The organism is Mesorhizobium sp. M8A.F.Ca.ET.208.01.1.1 (assembly GCF_004791315.1).
Lineage (GTDB): Bacteria > Pseudomonadota > Alphaproteobacteria > Rhizobiales > Rhizobiaceae > Mesorhizobium.
The window spans coordinates 565,539-581,051 of the sequence record NZ_SRUT01000001.1 but is presented as its reverse complement, the minus strand read 5'-3'; the positions used below and the strand labels follow the sequence as shown (position 1 = coordinate 581,051).

The window sequence follows — 15,513 nt, the reverse complement described above, 5'->3', positions numbered from 1 at the left end:
GTTCCTATGGTCGACATCACCCCTGCGGACGGCATCCCGCCCGCCGAAGTCGCGGAAGTGGAACTCTATCATCCGCGCAGCTGGTGGACGAAATACGTTTTCTCGCAGGACGCCAAGGTCATCGCGATCCAGTATTCGGCGACAGCAACGGGCATCGGTCTGGTCGCCCTGGTGCTGTCCTGGCTGATGCGGCTGCAGCTCGGCTTCCCCGGCACGTTCGACTTCATCACTCCGGAGGCCTACTACCAGTTCATCACCATGCACGGCATGATCATGGTGATCTACCTGCTCACCGCCCTCTTCCTTGGCGGCTTTGGCAACTACCTGATCCCGTTGATGGTCGGCGCCCGCGACATGGTCTTTCCCTATGTCAACATGCTGAGCTACTGGATCTACCTGCTCGCCGTGCTGGTTCTGGTGTCGGGCTTCTTTGCGCCCGGCGGACCGACGGGGGCCGGCTGGACGCTGTACCCGCCACAAGCCATTTTGAGCGGCACACCGGGTGGCCAGGGCTGGGGCATCATCCTGATGCTCTCGTCGCTGATCCTGTTCATCATCGGCTTCACGATGGGCGGCCTGAACTATGTGGTGACGGTGCTGCAGGGCCGCACGCGCGGAATGACGATGATGCGCCTGCCGCTGACCGTCTGGGGCATCTTCACCGCGACCGTCATGGCGCTGCTTGCCTTTCCGGCGCTGTTCGTCGCCAGCGTGATGATGCTGCTCGACCGCGCGCTCGGCACCAGCTTCTTCATGCCGGCGATCTCCGAGATGGGCGAGCAATTGCCGCACAATGGCGGCAGCCCGATCCTGTTCCAGCACCTGTTCTGGTTCTTCGGCCATCCCGAGGTCTACATCGTGGCGCTGCCGGCCTTCGGCATCGTATCCGACCTGATCAGCACTCATGCCCGCAAGAACATCTTCGGCTACCGGATGATGGTCTGGGCCATCGTCGGCATCGGCGCGCTGAGCTTCGTGGTCTGGGCACACCACATGTATGTCAGCGGCATGCACCCCTATTTTGGGTTCTTTTTCGCCACCACGACACTGATCATCGCCATTCCGACGGCCATCAAGGTCTACAATTGGGTGCTGACACTGTGGCGCGGTGACATCCATCTCACCATACCCATGCTTTTTGCCCTGGCCTTCATCGTCACCTTCGTCAACGGCGGGCTGACCGGGCTGTTTCTCGGCAATGTCGTCGTCGATGTCCCGCTGTCCGACACCATGTTCGTCGTTGCCCACTTCCATATGGTCATGGGTGTCGCCCCGATCCTCGTGGTTTTTGGCGCGATCTACCATTGGTACCCGAAGGTCACCGGCCGGATGCTCAACGAGATGCTGGGCCGGTTCCATTTCTGGGTCACCTTCCTCGGCGCCTACCTGATCTTCTTTCCCATGCACTATCTCGGCCTGATGGGCGTGCCGCGGCGCTATGCCGAACTGACCGACATGACGATCATGACGGAGTCGGCCCACCACCTGAACTCGTTCATCAGCATCATGGCGTTCATCGTCGGCTTTGCCCAAATGGTGTTCCTGTTCAATCTGATCTGGAGCATCCGCCATGGCCGCGAGGCCGGCGGCAATCCGTGGCGGGCCACGACCCTCGAATGGCAGACGCCGCATACACCGCCGGCCCACGGCAATTTCGGCAAGGATCTGCCGATCGTCTACCGCTGGGCCTATGACTACAGCGTACCGGGTGCAAAGGAGGACTTCATCCCGCAGAACATGCCGGGCTCCTTCGGCCCCTCGAGGGAACCGGCATGAGCGTCATCCTGGTCTTCCTGCTCGTCATTGCCGGTTTTGCCGGATGGTGGCTTTCACACCAGAGGCTGATGGGCAAGCCATGGCTTGAGCAAGGCCTGGCCAGCGATTTTGTCGCCTTCGACAGGTCGGCGCTGCCCACCGCCAAGATCGGCCTCGGCGTCTTCCTCGCCGTTGTCGGCTGCCTGTTCGCGCTCTTCACCAGCGCCTATTTCATGCGGATGACGGTGTCGGACTGGCAGCCGCTGCCGCTGCCGCGGCTGCTCTGGTTCAACACCGGCGTGCTGATCCTGAGCAGCGTAGCCCTGCAATGCGCCTCGGTGGCGGCGCGCAGGGGCCAAGTCGACATGGTCAGGCTCGGTCTTGTCACCGCCGGGCTCACGGCGCTCGCCTTCCTGATCGGACAGCTCATGGCATGGCGGCAACTGACCGACGACGGCTATCTCCTGAGCTCCAATCCGGCCAACAGCTTTTTCTACCTGATCACCGGCATGCATGGCCTGCACATATTGGGCGGGCTTGTGGGCCTCGGCAGAACCACCGCCGGCGCCTGGAATGGAGCGCGGCCGGAGCGGCTTCGCCTCAGCGTCGAACTGTGCTCCATGTACTGGCATTTCCTGCTCTTCGTCTGGCTCGCCATCTTCGCGCTGCTGGCCGGCTGGGCCGCGACATTCGTCGACATTTGCCAACGATTGCTGACCTGAGAGGATCAAGCGGATGGCAGAGACACTGACACATATCGGCCAGACGGAACCACGGCCCACGGGCTGGCAAGGCATTGCCGCCGACTGGTCCTCAGATCAGCGTGCGTTCAAGAACGTGTCCTGGGGCAAGGCCATGATGTGGATCTTCCTGCTCAGCGACACCTTCATCTTCGGCTGCTTCCTGCTCTCCTACATGACCGCGCGCATTTCGACGCGTGTGCCGTGGCCCAATCCGAGTGAGGTTTTTGCGCTTCGCATCGGTGGCTCCGATATCCCGCTGATCCTTATTGCCATCATGACCTTCGTGCTGATCTCAAGCAGCGGAACGATGGCCATGGCGGTCAATTTCGGCTATCGCCGCGACCGCCGCAAGACGGCGATCCTCATGCTTGTAACCGCGGCACTCGGCGCGACCTTCGTCGGCATGCAAGCCTTCGAATGGACCAAGCTTATCACCGAAGGGGTGCGGCCCTGGGGCAATCCCTGGGGCGCCGCGCAATTCGGCTCATGCTTCTTCATGATCACCGGTTTCCACGGCACCCATGTGACGATCGGGGTGATCTTCCTGATCATCGTGGCCCGCAAGGTCTGGCGTGGAGACTACGACACCGGCCGGCGCGGATTCTTCACCAGCCGCACGGGCCGCTACGAGAATGTCGAGATCATGGGGCTGTACTGGCACTTCGTCGATCTGGTCTGGGTGTTCATCTTCGCATTCTTCTATCTTTGGTGAGAGGCAGATATGGCTGAAGCAACCGCAAACGGCCTGGGGCAACACGCACTTCACACTGGCCATGCACATGAAGCGCCGGCGGCCATCGTACATGCCGACTTGCATCAGGAACATCCGATCAAGCTCTATCTGGTGGTCTGGGCATGGCTGTTCATCCTCAGCAGCTGCTCCTACCTGGTCGATTATTTCGGCCTTCACGGCTATCTCAGATGGTCGCTGATCCTGATCTTCATGATCCTCAAGGCAGGGCTGATCGTCGCTGTCTTCATGCACATGGCCTGGGAACGGCTGGCGCTGGCCTATGCGATCATTCTGCCGCCGATACTGGTGCTGGTGTTCGTGACCATGATGGTCTTTGAGGCCGACTACACGCTTTTCACCCGGCTGTCGTTTTTCGGAGCCGGCCCCTGACGCGCACACCGGATTTGCCCTTGGCATTTCCGGGCAGAACCCACGGATCTCGCATGCGTGCAGCCCTCTTGCCGGCGCCTTGAAACTATCGGCCGCTGGTCCAGTTTTGCTAAAAATGGACCCGGGTTTGCCGTGCTGATCTTCGGTTCGGAAAGAACTTGCTCAAACAAGGGAGGCCAGGATGACGATCGCAAACAAATTGAAGGACTTCATCGACGGCAAGGGAATTTCCTACGACACCGTCGCTCACCATCGCACGTCGACAAGCCGGCAGGCGGCACTAGCCGCGCATGTGCCCGGCAGCATCATGGCGAAATCCGTGGTCGTTCACCACGAGCTTGGCTATACGCTGGCCGTGGTTCCGAGCACCCACAGGATCGAACTTGGCAGGTTGCAAGACGTCATGGACAAGCGTCTTGGCCTTGCTTCCGAAGACGAGGTGATTTTGCTCTTCGATGATTGCGACACTGGCGCCATCCCGCCGATCGGCGCCGCCTACGATGTGCCGGTGATCGTCGATGAAAGCCTTGGCGACGCCGCCGACGTCTACTTCGAAGGCGGCGACCATCGAACGCTGGTGCATGTCAGCGGCAAGGATTTCCGCAATCTGACCATGGGCGCATACCAGGGCCGCTTCAGTCACCCGGCCTCCTGATGGCTTCGATCAGCCCTGCACCGGCACCTCGCCGATGCAGGGAGGCGCAACGTCCTCAACTCGCCGACCCGGCTGGCGGCTCCACGACCTTGCGGTAGACATGCCAGGTGGCGTGACCGAGGATCGGCAACACGACGGCCAGCCCGACGAACACCGGCAGCGACCCGATGATCAGGGCGACGGCGACAATCAGTCCCCAGACAGCCATGGTGATCGGGTTCGCCAGCACCGCACGCACCGAGGTGTGAATGGCTTCGTAGGCGCCGACGTCGCGATCGAGCAGCAATGGGAAGGCGACAACCGTTGTGCACAAAACCACCACTGCGAAGACGAAGCCTATGGCATGCCCTAGGACAATCAGCGACCAGCCGCGTCCGGTGGCGAATATCTCATTGATGAAGCTGGATATCGATTCCGGCGGAGCCGGACCGAAGAGATATTCGTAGAAGAGTTTCGCCGTCAAAAGCCAGGTGATGAAGATTGCCAGAAGCATGATCCCGACCGCCGCGATGGCGGGGAGCGCCGGAGAATTTCTGACTTCGAATGCGTGCCGCCAGGAAGTGTCGAGCCCGGCTTCCCGTCTGCGGCTAATTTCATAGAGGCCTATCGCCGCGAACGGGCCAACCAGCGCGAAACCCGAGACCAGTGGAAACAACAACGGCAAAGCATTGGCGCCGGAAGTCCAGGCGGCGAGCACGACTCCCACCAGCGGATAGATCAGGCAGAGAAAAACGATGTGCGATGGTTTGACCATGAAATCGTCGACGCCCCGCTTGAGCGCGTCGAAAAGGTCGGAAACACCGATTTTTCGAATTCCGATATGTTCCAGCGTCTCGCTGGAACCTGCAATCACGTGAAAGCTTGCCATGACCGTTCCTCCAGACCTGGTCCGGTAAGGTCGCGGTTTCGTGGTGCTGCCGTTCTGTGTGACTGGCCACGCAAAACCGCGACCTGCACCGCAAACAACATACTCTCTTGCCGGAGACTTGTCGCGCTTTGTCAGAGGGAGACCCGCCGGTCTGGCTAGCTCCGGCGGGGTTTTTTCGATATTCTGGTACAGCGCCGCGTGCCTTTTTAGACACGCGAAGGGCGCCGTACCACGTTGATTGACGCATGGTTCCTGCTGAAGATCGATTTCGATTTTCAGGCTCATGCGCCGAGTCAAAGGTGAAGGTCATGGACGGAAGGACGCTTCTCATACTCGGCCTTGGCATAGTCGCTTTGCTGATCCTGGGATTTTGGGCAATACCATCTTGATCTCGGAGCCGATCCTGGTCTGCTCGCAGGGTCTTCAACGCAACAATTGCGGACTGGCGGTGTCGAGCCGGCGGGTGTGGCAACAACGGCGTCAACCTCCGGCTGACATGAACGCCCGTGTTGCGACGGTGTCGGCAAGCAGTGTGGCAAAGATCGCGAAAAGATAGAAAATCGAGAAGGCAAACAACGCTTTCGCAGGCTTCGTCTCCTTGTCTGCAACGACCAGAACCTTCCAGGCGTGCCAGATAAAACCCGCGCCCAATGCAGCCGACGCAATCCCATAAAACGCGCTCGCGAATCCGAGCATCCAGGGCAGCACGCCGATCGGCGCCAACAACAGTGAATAGGCGAATATCTGTTTTCTGGTCGAGGCCTGGCCGGCCACGTTCGGCATCATCGGAATGCCGGCAGCCGCGTAGTCGCCGACCTTGAACAGCGCCAGCGCCCAGAAATGCGGCGGCGTCCACAGGAAGATGATCAGAAACAGGATCAAGCTCTCAATGCCGATGGCGCCAGTCGCGGCCGCCCAGCCAATGACCGGAGGAAGGGCACCCGCCGCGCCGCCGATGACGATGTTCTGCGGCGTCGAGCGCTTCAGCCACATCGTATAGATGACGATGTAGAAGAAGATGGTGAAGGCCAGCAGCAGCGCGGCAAGCCACCCCACCAGCACGCCGAGCGTCATGACCGAAAGCGCCGAAAGCACCAGGCCGAAGCCGAGAGCTTCGCCTGGCGTGACGCGGCCCGACGGAACGGGCCGCTTTGATGTGCGAGACATCAGCGCGTCGATGTCGGCGTCGTACCACATGTTGAGGGCCCCGGCCGCCCCTGCCCCGACTGCAATCGCACCGATTGCAATCACGGCAATGACCGGATTCATCGCGCCGGGCGCCACCATCAGGCCGACGAAAGCGGTGAATACGGCCAGCGCCATCACTCGCGGCTTCAAGAGCGCGAAGAAGTCGCCCGCTGTCGCTTCCGAGAGGCGGATGCCGGTATCCTTGAGGCGGCCTTCCTGGGTCGACATATCAGCCGGTGAAAGAACAGGGTTACGGAGAGAATTGTTTCAGATAGGCAATGACGTTGGCCACGTCCGCATCGGTCTTGAGGCCGGGAAACGTCATCTTGGTCCCCTTGACCATGGCCTTGGGGTCATGAAGGTAGGTCGTCAATGTCGGTTCGTCCCATTTGACGCCGGATTTGCCGGCGGCGATCATGGCATCGGAATATTTGAAATCCGGATGCGTACCGGCGGTGCGGCCGATGACGCCATGCAGCGATGGACCGATCTTGTTCTTGTCCTCGTCCGCGATGTGGCAAACCTTGCATTTGGTGAAGACCTTCTCACCAGCCGCAGCGTCCTGAGCTTGCGATGGATTGGCGATGAAGGTTGCAACAGAGGCGACGGCGAAAAACGCGATCAAGCGCATGGCATTTCCTCCTGATCGTCAAATGTCCCTGAGACGATCTGCGCGCATGTCGGTACCATGCGCCTTGCACGGGAGAACAGATTATCCGCTTCTCCCCATATGGAATTGCGGCATCTATATACCACAGAATCTGGCTGGCAGGTAGAAGAGGTCGACCGTACGAAGGTTTGATGCATGTCGCCCAAAATTGATTACGGTTTCGGGAACAACGACATGCATGGAAGCAAAGGCCAAAAGCGCGTCAAACCGTTGCGACGCGACGCGCTTTAGGCGGTCTGCGGTGGCTCAGGGCACTTCCGTCTGACAAGTCGCGGCAATCTGGCTGACCGCCTCACCGAAGCCGGCCAGGTCGAAATCGGCCTGACCGCGCCCGGACAGCAGCCCGAAACGCCACGACAGCAGCAGGCGATTTGCCGGAACGAGGCGCTTTATGCCGTCGGCGCCATCGCGCATCAGCATCCTGGCGCGTGTGCCGACCGACCAGCTCTCGTCGAATTTGCTGTCCCTGTCGATCGTGACCGACATGGTGATTTTCCGGCTGGCGGAGACCGCGTCGTTCAACTGCAGCCATTCGGTCCAGGCGGGCTCGCCGTCCGCCCGGCAGGCAATTGTCAGCACCGGGCTGTAGCTCAGCGCGCCGCCCCCGGTGATCAACTTGTTAGTGGCATAGAGAGAGGCGGTGACGAGGCCGTCATTGCCGGTATCGAAACGCCAATTGTCCGTGCCGGCCCCGGCAGCGCCGCAGGCCAAGGCCAGGAAAAACACGGTGGCGGCAGCGCGCCTCAGTTCCACGAACACCCGCAACGACATTGCCAACTACCTCTGGTCTTCCAACCAACCAGATAATGATCAAGGCTTCGCACCGCCACCGGTGCCCACCAGGAACGAATCCGATGTTGCAATTTCGCAACGAAAAAGGCCGCCCGGAGGCGGCCTTTCGGAATTCGTTGGAATGTCCGGTCTATTCGGCGTCCTTGGCCGCCTTTTTCTTCGGTGCGGCCTTCTTCTTCGGCTCTTCCGCGTCGTCGGCTTTCTTGTCGTCAGCCTTCTTCGCGGCGGCCTTCTTGGCCGGCTTCGCCTTGGTCGCGGTTTCGGCCTCCTCGTCGTCGGCCATCAGCTCTTCCTTGCTGACCTTGACGTCGGTGACCGAGATCTGCTCGAGCAGGTGGTCGACAACCTTCTCCTCGAACATCGGCGCCCTGAGCGCGTTGAGCGCCTCGGGGTTGCCGCGATAGAACTCGAAAGCTTCCTGCTGCTGGTTGGCCGGGAAGCGACGAACCTGCTCGAACAGGCCGCGCTGCAGTTCCTCATCCGACACGGTGACGCCGGCCTTCTCGCCGATCTCGGCCAGCACCAGGCCAAGGCGCACGCGGCGCTCGGCCAGACGCATGTACTCGGCGCGCGCCTCTTCCTCGGTCGTCTCTTCGTCGGCGAAGGTGCGGCCTGCGGCCTCCAGGTCGCGGTTGACCTGTGCCCAGATGTTGTTGAACTCCGCCTCGACGAGCTTCGACGGTGCTTCGAACGAATAGGCCGCATCGAGCTGGTCGAGTAGCTGGCGCTTGACCTTCTGGCGCGTCATCGAGCCGAACTGGTTCTCGATCTGGCCGCGCACGATGTCACGCAGGCGCTCAAGCGATTCCAGGCCAAGGTTCTTGGCGGTCTCGTCATTGATTTCCAGTTCGCCCGGCTTCGACACTTCCTTGACGGTGACGTCGAAGGTCGCCTCCTTGCCGGCCAGATGCGCCGCCTGGTAGTTTTCCGGGAAGGTTACGGTGACCTGCTTCTCGTCGCCGGCCTTGGTGCCGATCAGCTGTTCCTCGAAGCCCGGAATGAACTCCTTGGAGCCCAGCACCAGCGGCTGGTCGTTGCCGGCGCCGCCGGCGAAAGCCTCGCCGTCGATCTTGCCGACATAGTCGATGCTGACACGGTCGCCCTCGGCGGCCTTGCCGGCCTTCGGCTCGTAGCTGCGTGCCGATTCGGCGACGCGCTTGACCTGGTCGTCGATTTCCGAATCGGGAACGTCGAACACCTGCCGCGTCACCTTGATGTCGGAGAAATCCTTGATCTCTATCGCCGGAATGACCTCATAGTTGAGGCGGAATTCGAAGTCGGCGCCGCCGGCCAGGATCTTCTCGGCTTCCTTCTCGTCCTCGGTCATGATGACCTCGGGCTGCATGGCGGCTTTTTCGCCGCGCCCGGTGATGATGGAACGGGTCGAGTCGTTGAGGATCTCGTTGACCACTTCGGCCATGAACGACTTGCCATAGACCTTGCGCAGGTGCTGCACCGGCACCTTGCCCGGACGGAAGCCGTTGATGCGGACCTTGTCGCGGGCATCCGACAGCCGGGCCATCAGCTTGGCTTCCATATCACCGGCCGGCACGGTGATCTTGATCTCGCGCTTGAGACCGGAATTGAGTGTTTCGGTGACCTGCATCGTAAAACCTTTGTTTTCACCAATGAGACTGCCAAACGGCTCCCTGCCGTTCACAGCCTGCCGGTAATTCTTGCCGGGAATGGCTTTTGGTACGGAACCTGGCGATTTGACCGGAAATGCGGCTCAAACTCTCCCAAACTGCGTTCCAAAATGTGAATAAGTTCTTGTTTTTCCTACTTCTTATCACATTCTGCAGAAGCGGATCGTCGCGTCCCGTCACATTTGACACGCCTTTTGTCACAGGCGAGCCTAATTTTCAACAGTCTTCGCGTTTAGGCGAATAACCACATTTCGGTCCTGACCCGACATGTTGTCTCCGACATTGACAGAATGATGGCTACATGGGATTGCCGGGCCACGCGGGTATGGCGGAACTGGTAGACGCACCAGATTTAGGTTCTGGCGAGAGATCGTGGGGGTTCGAGTCCCTCTACCCGCACCACCCTTCGCTCTTCGAACTTTGGGTGGCAGGCCACACGAAGCTCGTTAGACGAAGGAGTGTCCTCCGAAGCCTTGGCGAACGAGGACCGGCGTTATCGTGCCTCCCACGACCTAGTAAAGCGGCTCCTCGAACAGCGTCTTGTCGCCATCCACCAGCGCCTTGATCTGCGCCGTGCCATCGGCGGCGAGCGCCAGCTTGATCCCGAATGGCCGCACCCGCATGTCGGTCTGGATCGCCAGTCCCTCGCCTTCGGGCAGATAGAAGCGTTCGATGCCGTAATCCGGCGCGATTGTCATGCCTTCGCCACGCAGGTCCCAACCGGCGGCGACATGGCCCGAAATGTCGGCCTCCTCCGCGGCGGCCGGCGTCGGCGCCTTGCCGAACCAGGCGATGGTCGGTGTCCAGTAGCCATCGGCGCCCTTTTTCAGCCGGACCACGATCGAGGTATCGTCGCTGGAGAATTTGTCGGCCGGAATGTTGGCGATCATCTTCACCGGTATGCGCGAGATGTCGTAGCCGAGGATGATATAGTCGCCGCGCAGCAGATCGCGTGGGTCGACGGGCTCGATCTTCAGCAGCACTTCCTTGCCATTGCGCAGGATCGCCGCCCGTCCAGCGATGATCCAGCTCAGGAATCCGATCTGGACGAGCGCCAGCACCAGCGCCGAGATGACAAGCCTCTTTCCGGTCATCATGCCGTGGCTCCCCCGCTGAGTGGACCCTTCATGCGTTTTTCGACGCGGATGATGACGATCGCAAGCACGCCGAGCAGTACCGCGGCGGCAAGGAAGAAGCCGGCCGTATCGAGCATCGACTGCAAGGTCACGACGTAGATGATGGCGAGTTCGAAGGCGAAACCGAGATAGGCAAGCCAGCGCAGGCCCCGGCTCTCGCGCCCTGCGAGCACGATAGCCGCGACGATGCCGGCCAGCGCGACGACCGAAGCGATGGCGAAGCCGCTGTTGTAGGTACTTTCGTCGGCCAGTTCGAACTGGATGATGGCCAGGCCGGTGAGGAAGCCGAGCAATGCGTGCAGCGGCAAGCGGCCGCCGAGCTGCACGATCCTGTCGACAGGTTCCGGCGCAAAGACCGAACCCGCGAAAAGCAGCGCCGAAACGATGACCAGCGGGATCGCTACCGGCAGCGTCGCATGGTCCGTCGCCAGCAATATGAGATAGAAGAGCAGCGACACGATGATCAGGTGCCGCGCCGGCTGGCTGCGGGTCCAGAACGAGATGGCAAACAGCACGATCGCCATGACGACGAAGGCATGCGGAAAGCCGCTGCGGCTGTAATAATCGAACCCTTTCAGGAACAGCCAGGCGTCGGCGATGCCAACTGCTGCCACGGTCAGCGGGTTTGAGCGCAGCGCCACCGCCGCCAACGCCGTGCCGGCGCCCCAGGTGACCAGCGCCGAAGCCTCGTCGCCGGACAAATGGTACATCTGGCCGATCAGCGCGATCGAGCCGCCGAACGCGGCCGCCGCCACGATCCACAGCGCTTCGCCGATTGCCGCGTGGTCGCGCGTCTTCAGCACCCCGCCGCCGACATAGCCGCCGAGGATAATGGCAAAGAGCGCCGCCACCCGCGCCAGGCGCGGAATCGCATCCCAGTTGGCGGCGACGAAGATCAGGATGGCCGCTCCAAAGAGAAGAGCCGCCATCATTGCGAGGATCGAGCCGAAGCTGAGCGACTGGCGTGCGTTGGCCTCGACGTCGCGCCTCAGCACGTCGGCCGTCGAGGCGTCGATCAGTCCGGCCTGCCGCCACCGCTCGATGTCGGCCCTGATCCGTGTCGAGTACCCCGCCATGTCCTCTCTCCCCACCCGGTCGTAATTTTAACCGACGCACCCAAACCGTTGACGTCACGGCACTTTCTGATTCTGGCTTCTTTGTGTCAGGTCCGTGAAGGCGCGTTAATGTTGCATTGCACAATTTGCATTGCTGCCATGCAGCCATAGCGCTTTTAAATCGATATGGGTCCCCCTACTTATGGTTCGTACACAAACGGAATGATCCGCAAGAAAGACGAAACGAGAACTACCATGAACTTGATCCGCAACTACCGCAACTGGCGCCGCTACCGGGACACCGTTTCCGAGCTGAGCCGCCTGAGCAACCGTGAACTGACCGACCTCGGCATCAGCCGCAGCGACATTCCTTACGTCGCTCGCAAGGCGGTCTAATTCTTCGGACCGCGAATGGTCCGAACCAGTTTTGAAAAAGAGAACGACAATGAACCTGATCCGCAACTATCGTAACTGGCGCGTTTATCGCGAGACGGTTACCGAGCTGGGTCGCCTTTCGAACCGCCAGCTGCATGATCTCGGTATCGTCCGCGACGAAATCAAGATCGTCGCCCGCAGGGCGATCTAACAGAATTTCGCTTGGGTCGACCTCCTCCCCGACCTCAAGCGAATACGGTCAGCCCTTACCTCCTCCCAAGGGTTGACCACCAAAACGGCGCCCGCCGCACCTCCTCCCGCGGCGGGCGTTGTTTCCCAGGGGCAAACGAATTTGCCCAAGAGGCTTCGCCCTCTTTAAAAATGCGAAAAGAATTTCGTCAAAGCCGACCTCCTCCCCGGCGATGACGAATAGGCCCAACCTTCACCTCCTCCCGAGGGTTGGCCACCCAAACGGCGCCCGCCGCACCTCCTCCCGCGGCGGGCGTTGTTTCCCTAGGGCAAAATGAAATTGCCCCAGAGGCTTCGCCCTCTTTAAAAATGCGAAAGGAATTTCGTCTGAGCCGACCTCCTCCCCGGCGATGACGAATACGGTCGATCTTCACCTCCTCCCGAGGGTCGCCCCAAAAAACGACACCCGCCGGACCTCCTCCCCCGGCGGGTGTTGTTGTTTTCAGGCGGAGGCTTTCCCGACCAGCGTTCGCGTTACCGCCGCGCGACAATTGCAATCGCGACGGCAAGCGATTATTCCGGCGGCCATGAGCAAAAATCCAATCCATATCATCGGCGGCGGCCTCGCCGGTTCCGAAGCGGCATGGCAGGTGGCGCAAGCCGGCGTGCCCGTCATGCTGCATGAAATGCGCCCGGTTCGCGGCACCGACGCCCACAAGACAGACGGCCTGGCCGAACTGGTCTGTTCCAATTCCTTCCGCTCCGACGATGCCGAAAACAACGCCGTTGGCCTTCTGCACGCCGAAATGCGGCTGGCGGGCTCCTTGATCATGAGTGCCGGCGACGCCAACCAGGTGCCGGCCGGGGGCGCGCTGGCCGTCGACCGCGACGGTTTCTCCGAGGCGGTGACCAAAAAGCTCGAGGCGCATCCGCTGATCACGATACAGCGTGAGGAAGTGCCAGGGCTGCCGCCGGCGGAGTGGGACCAGGCGATCATCGCCACCGGGCCGCTGACCGCACCGTCGCTTGCCCAATCAATCGCCGAGGCGACCGGCGCCGATGCGCTGGCCTTCTTCGACGCCATCGCGCCGATCATCCATTTCGACACGATCGATATGGATACCTGCTGGTTCCAGTCGCGCTACGACAAGGTCGGGCCTGGCGGCACCGGCAAGGACTACATCAACTGTCCGATGGACAAGGACCAATATCTCGCCTTCGTACAGGCGCTGATCGACGGCCAGAAGACCGAATTCAAGCAGTGGGAAGGCACGCCCTATTTCGACGGCTGCCTGCCGATCGAGATCATGGCCGAGCGCGGCGTCGAAACGCTGCGCTACGGACCGATGAAGCCGATGGGCTTGACCAACGCGCACAATCCGACCGTGAAGGCCTATGCCGTGGTGCAGTTGCGCCAGGACAATGCGCTGGGCACGCTCTACAACATGGTCGGCTTCCAGACCAAGCTGAAGCACGCCGAGCAGGTGCGTATTTTCCGCACTATTCCGGGCCTGGAAAACGCCGACTTCGCCCGCCTCGGCGGCCTGCACCGCAACACCTATATCAACTCGCCGACCTTGCTCGACGCCTCGCTGCAGCTGAAGTCGCGGCCCGGCCTGCGTTTTGCCGGCCAGATCACCGGCTGCGAAGGCTATGTCGAAAGTGCGGCCATCGGCCTGCTCGCCGGGCGCTTCGCCGCAGCCGAGCGGCTTGGCCACGCACCGTCCCTGCCGCCGCTCACCACCGCCTTCGGCGCGCTGCTCAACCACATCACCGGCGGCCACATCGTTTCCGACGACGAGCCCGGGAAAAGATCCTTCCAGCCGATGAACGTCAATTTCGGCCTGTTCCCGCCCGTCGAAGCGCCGAAGACCGAAGGCAAGCGCATGCACGGCAAGGACAAAACCGTGGCCAAACGGCATGCGATCACGTCGCGAGCGCGGAGTGACTGTCGACAGTGGCTGGGTTTGCCGGCGGAGACGGCTCAGGCGGCGGAGTAGCGGACAGCCCGATCAGTCCTCAGGCGATATTATTCCGCGGCCTCGACACCTGCCGACGGCAGTCCGGGCTTGCCCGCCTCCCCCGGATTTCTCCGCAGATACGCTGCCTTCAGCGTCTCCGACGTGTCGCGCGAACCGTCATGGCTCCATCCCGGCGGCTTGATCAGGTAGTTCAGGCGCTCGCGCGGCGTCAGATCGGGTGCGAAGGCGTCCCTGAACATGCCGATCCATTCGTGGAACGCCACCTTCAGCGGGTTGAAGGTGCCCAGGTTCTTGACGATCCCATAGCGCGGCCGATCTTCTTCCAGCTCCTCGACGAAGGTGCCGAACATGCGGTCCCGACAGCGCCATGCCGAGCACGACGATCGCAACCAGTACGGACAAGCTCATGGATTTCCTCCCGGCCGGCCCGTCGTCTTCGGCGACAGTTCTCGGCAGGCGGACTCCTTAACACGATTGACGTTTACGTCAAAGTGCTGGCCAACCCTTGCCTGCACGACGCAGCAGCAACCAATGCCGGCGCAACGCCGACAGCCGTGCCACGCCGCCGAGCGGTGAGTGGCGCGAGCCTTCCATCTTGGCGAGATAGGCGCGTGACAGCGCCAGCGGCAGGAATGCCGAACGCAACGACCCCGGCAGCGCCGCAGCGCCTTGCTCGAAGGCCGACAGGTGTTCGCGCGCCAGCGCGATCATCGCCGCCACCGCGCGCCGGGCACCAGGCCCGCCGTCGCCGGCAACAAATTCTTCCGGCGACGAGCCCGCCGCCGCCAGGATGTCGGCCGGGATAAAACACTGTCCACGCCTGCGGTGCAGCGGCAACAGAAGCAAAAGCCCCGTAATCGCCTGCGCACAACCCGCCCTACCCGCCAGTTCGGCAAACCCTGGCGCGTCGGCGGGATCGAGTACCATCGCCGCGAGTTGGATGAGGGCGGCCGCCGTCTCGCCGCAATAGCCCTCCAGATCGGTGCGCGATGGCATCGGGTCGTCGTAGAGATCGAAGATGCGCGCCTCGAGCATGTTCTCGAAGGCCAGTTTTGGCAGCTTGAATGCTGTAATGGTGAGGTTCAAGGCGTCGGCAACGGGATGGCCCGCGCCCGCCTCACCGCCGGCGGCAATGACATCGCGCCACCATTGCAGCCGCACCTCGCCGGGTAACGGCTCATGGATGCGGTCACGGATGCCGGCGATCTCGGCATTGAAGGCGTAGAGCGAAAACAGTGCGTCGCGCTTGTCGGCAGGCGCGTAGAGCGCGGTGAGATACCTGTCATGGTCGGCGGCGCGCACCGCGTCCATGACGATTTTGGCGTTCTGCAACATA

General features: G+C 61.5%; 16 protein-coding genes, 1 tRNA gene and 1 pseudogene. 9 read left to right on the top strand and 9 right to left on the bottom strand.

The features are described from left to right. The first annotated feature begins 6 nt into the window (after positions 1 to 6). The 5 genes from ctaD (at position 7) to EN851_RS02810 (ending at position 4,276) form a co-directional block, all read left to right on the top strand. On the top strand, positions 7 to 1,776 hold the full coding sequence (gene ctaD, locus EN851_RS02830) for a cytochrome c oxidase subunit I (RefSeq protein ID WP_127872644.1): 1,770 nt from the start codon (positions 7 to 9) through the stop codon (positions 1,774 to 1,776). Further along, entirely contained in the window at positions 1,773 to 2,477 is a 705-nt protein-coding gene (locus EN851_RS02825; protein WP_135928478.1) for a cytochrome c oxidase subunit 3, read from the top strand. The genes ctaD and EN851_RS02825 overlap by 4 nt, the downstream gene beginning before the upstream one ends. Positions 2,478 to 2,490: 13 nt before the next feature. Next, positions 2,491 to 3,210: a heme-copper oxidase subunit III family protein gene (locus tag EN851_RS02820; protein ID WP_127872646.1), complete on the top strand. Its 720-nt coding sequence runs from the start codon at positions 2,491 to 2,493 to the stop codon at positions 3,208 to 3,210. A gap of 9 nt (positions 3,211 to 3,219) precedes the next feature. Next, positions 3,220 to 3,621, top strand: coding sequence for a cytochrome C oxidase subunit IV family protein (locus EN851_RS02815; protein ID WP_135928477.1), 402 nt, complete (start codon positions 3,220 to 3,222; stop codon positions 3,619 to 3,621). A gap of 181 nt (positions 3,622 to 3,802) precedes the next feature. Then, positions 3,803 to 4,276, top strand: a complete 474-nt coding sequence (locus EN851_RS02810) for an aminoacyl-tRNA deacylase (RefSeq protein ID WP_127276669.1) — start codon at positions 3,803 to 3,805, stop codon at positions 4,274 to 4,276. Positions 4,277 to 4,331: 55 nt separating this feature from the next. Here EN851_RS02810 and EN851_RS02805 read toward each other — a convergent pair whose 3' ends face one another. The 5 genes from EN851_RS02805 to tig form a co-directional block, all read right to left on the bottom strand. Further along, positions 4,332 to 5,144: a DUF2189 domain-containing protein gene (locus EN851_RS02805; protein ID WP_127276667.1), complete on the bottom strand. Its 813-nt coding sequence runs from the start codon at positions 5,142 to 5,144 to the stop codon at positions 4,332 to 4,334. Between the two features lie 480 nt (positions 5,145 to 5,624). Continuing rightward, on the bottom strand, positions 5,625 to 6,560 hold the full coding sequence (locus tag EN851_RS02800) for a heme o synthase (RefSeq protein WP_135921454.1): 936 nt from the start codon (positions 6,558 to 6,560) through the stop codon (positions 5,625 to 5,627). A 22-nt stretch (positions 6,561 to 6,582) separates the two neighbouring features. Beyond that, entirely contained in the window at positions 6,583 to 6,963 is a 381-nt protein-coding gene (locus EN851_RS02795; RefSeq protein ID WP_135880525.1) for a cytochrome c family protein, read from the bottom strand. Between the two features lie 285 nt (positions 6,964 to 7,248). Beyond that, entirely contained in the window at positions 7,249 to 7,773 is a 525-nt protein-coding gene (locus tag EN851_RS02790) for a hypothetical protein (protein WP_167531454.1), read from the bottom strand. Positions 7,774 to 7,924: 151 nt separating this feature from the next. After that, entirely contained in the window at positions 7,925 to 9,400 is a 1,476-nt protein-coding gene (gene tig, locus EN851_RS02785; protein WP_135928476.1) for a trigger factor, read from the bottom strand. A gap of 359 nt (positions 9,401 to 9,759) precedes the next feature. On the opposite strand from tig, the gene EN851_RS02780 reads away from it, so the two are divergent. Then, positions 9,760 to 9,842 (top strand) — tRNA-Leu (locus EN851_RS02780). Between the two features lie 110 nt (positions 9,843 to 9,952). Here EN851_RS02780 and EN851_RS02775 read toward each other — a convergent pair. Continuing rightward, a complete protein-coding gene (locus EN851_RS02775) occupies positions 9,953 to 10,537 on the bottom strand; it encodes a GDYXXLXY domain-containing protein (RefSeq protein ID WP_127872648.1) in 585 nt (194 codons plus the stop codon). Beyond that, positions 10,534 to 11,652, bottom strand: a complete 1,119-nt coding sequence (locus EN851_RS02770; protein WP_135928475.1) for a DUF2157 domain-containing protein — start codon at positions 11,650 to 11,652, stop codon at positions 10,534 to 10,536. The genes EN851_RS02775 and EN851_RS02770 overlap by 4 nt, the downstream gene beginning before the upstream one ends. Before the next feature lie 234 nt (positions 11,653 to 11,886). On the opposite strand from EN851_RS02770, the gene EN851_RS02765 reads away from it, so the two are divergent. The 3 genes from EN851_RS02765 (at position 11,887) to trmFO (ending at position 14,195) form a co-directional block, all read left to right on the top strand. Next, the gene (locus tag EN851_RS02765) at positions 11,887 to 12,027 is read left to right on the top strand and encodes a DUF1127 domain-containing protein (protein ID WP_013531315.1); all 141 of its coding nucleotides are present in this window, start codon (positions 11,887 to 11,889) and stop codon (positions 12,025 to 12,027) included. Positions 12,028 to 12,076: 49 nt separating this feature from the next. Continuing rightward, positions 12,077 to 12,217 carry a DUF1127 domain-containing protein gene (locus EN851_RS02760; protein WP_013895120.1) on the top strand — a complete coding sequence of 47 codons (141 nt, stop codon included), beginning with the start codon at positions 12,077 to 12,079 and terminating at the stop codon, positions 12,215 to 12,217. Between the two features lie 565 nt (positions 12,218 to 12,782). Next, positions 12,783 to 14,195: a methylenetetrahydrofolate--tRNA-(uracil(54)-C(5))-methyltransferase (FADH(2)-oxidizing) TrmFO gene (gene trmFO, locus EN851_RS02755; protein WP_135928474.1), complete on the top strand. Its 1,413-nt coding sequence runs from the start codon at positions 12,783 to 12,785 to the stop codon at positions 14,193 to 14,195. A gap of 29 nt (positions 14,196 to 14,224) precedes the next feature. Here trmFO and EN851_RS02750 read toward each other — a convergent pair. Continuing rightward, positions 14,225 to 14,533, bottom strand: a pseudogene (locus EN851_RS02750) (sterol desaturase family protein); the annotation flags it as partial. 130 nt (positions 14,534 to 14,663) lie between these two features. Beyond that, complete coding sequence (locus EN851_RS02745) at positions 14,664 to 15,512, bottom strand: phytoene/squalene synthase family protein (protein WP_189343749.1); 849 nt, start codon at positions 15,510 to 15,512, stop codon at positions 14,664 to 14,666. Position 15,513: the final 1 nt, after the last annotated feature.

What these genes read in the sequence shown, in the direction of transcription:
- EN851_RS02825 (WP_135928478.1), top strand. Translation starts at nt 1,773, where the DNA reads ATGAGCGTCATCCTGGTCTTCCTGCTCGTCATTGCCGGTTTTGCCGGA.
- EN851_RS02805 (WP_127276667.1), bottom strand. Translation starts at nt 5,144, where the DNA reads ATGGCAAGCTTTCACGTGATTGCAGGTTCCAGCGAGACGCTGGAACAT.
- EN851_RS02775 (WP_127872648.1), bottom strand. Translation starts at nt 10,537, where the DNA reads ATGATGACCGGAAAGAGGCTTGTCATCTCGGCGCTGGTGCTGGCGCTC.
- EN851_RS02795 (WP_135880525.1), bottom strand. Translation starts at nt 6,963, where the DNA reads ATGCGCTTGATCGCGTTTTTCGCCGTCGCCTCTGTTGCAACCTTCATC.
- tig (WP_135928476.1), bottom strand. Translation starts at nt 9,400, where the DNA reads ATGCAGGTCACCGAAACACTCAATTCCGGTCTCAAGCGCGAGATCAAG.
- EN851_RS02745 (WP_189343749.1), bottom strand. Translation starts at nt 15,512, where the DNA reads ATGTTGCAGAACGCCAAAATCGTCATGGACGCGGTGCGCGCCGCCGAC.
- EN851_RS02790 (WP_167531454.1), bottom strand. Translation starts at nt 7,773, where the DNA reads ATGTCGTTGCGGGTGTTCGTGGAACTGAGGCGCGCTGCCGCCACCGTG.
- EN851_RS02760 (WP_013895120.1), top strand. Translation starts at nt 12,077, where the DNA reads ATGAACCTGATCCGCAACTATCGTAACTGGCGCGTTTATCGCGAGACG.
- ctaD (WP_127872644.1), top strand. Translation starts at nt 7, where the DNA reads ATGGTCGACATCACCCCTGCGGACGGCATCCCGCCCGCCGAAGTCGCG.
- EN851_RS02770 (WP_135928475.1), bottom strand. Translation starts at nt 11,652, where the DNA reads ATGGCGGGGTACTCGACACGGATCAGGGCCGACATCGAGCGGTGGCGG.
- EN851_RS02815 (WP_135928477.1), top strand. Translation starts at nt 3,220, where the DNA reads ATGGCTGAAGCAACCGCAAACGGCCTGGGGCAACACGCACTTCACACT.
- EN851_RS02820 (WP_127872646.1), top strand. Translation starts at nt 2,491, where the DNA reads ATGGCAGAGACACTGACACATATCGGCCAGACGGAACCACGGCCCACG.
- EN851_RS02765 (WP_013531315.1), top strand. Translation starts at nt 11,887, where the DNA reads ATGAACTTGATCCGCAACTACCGCAACTGGCGCCGCTACCGGGACACC.
- EN851_RS02810 (WP_127276669.1), top strand. Translation starts at nt 3,803, where the DNA reads ATGACGATCGCAAACAAATTGAAGGACTTCATCGACGGCAAGGGAATT.
- trmFO (WP_135928474.1), top strand. Translation starts at nt 12,783, where the DNA reads ATGAGCAAAAATCCAATCCATATCATCGGCGGCGGCCTCGCCGGTTCC.
- EN851_RS02800 (WP_135921454.1), bottom strand. Translation starts at nt 6,560, where the DNA reads ATGTCGACCCAGGAAGGCCGCCTCAAGGATACCGGCATCCGCCTCTCG.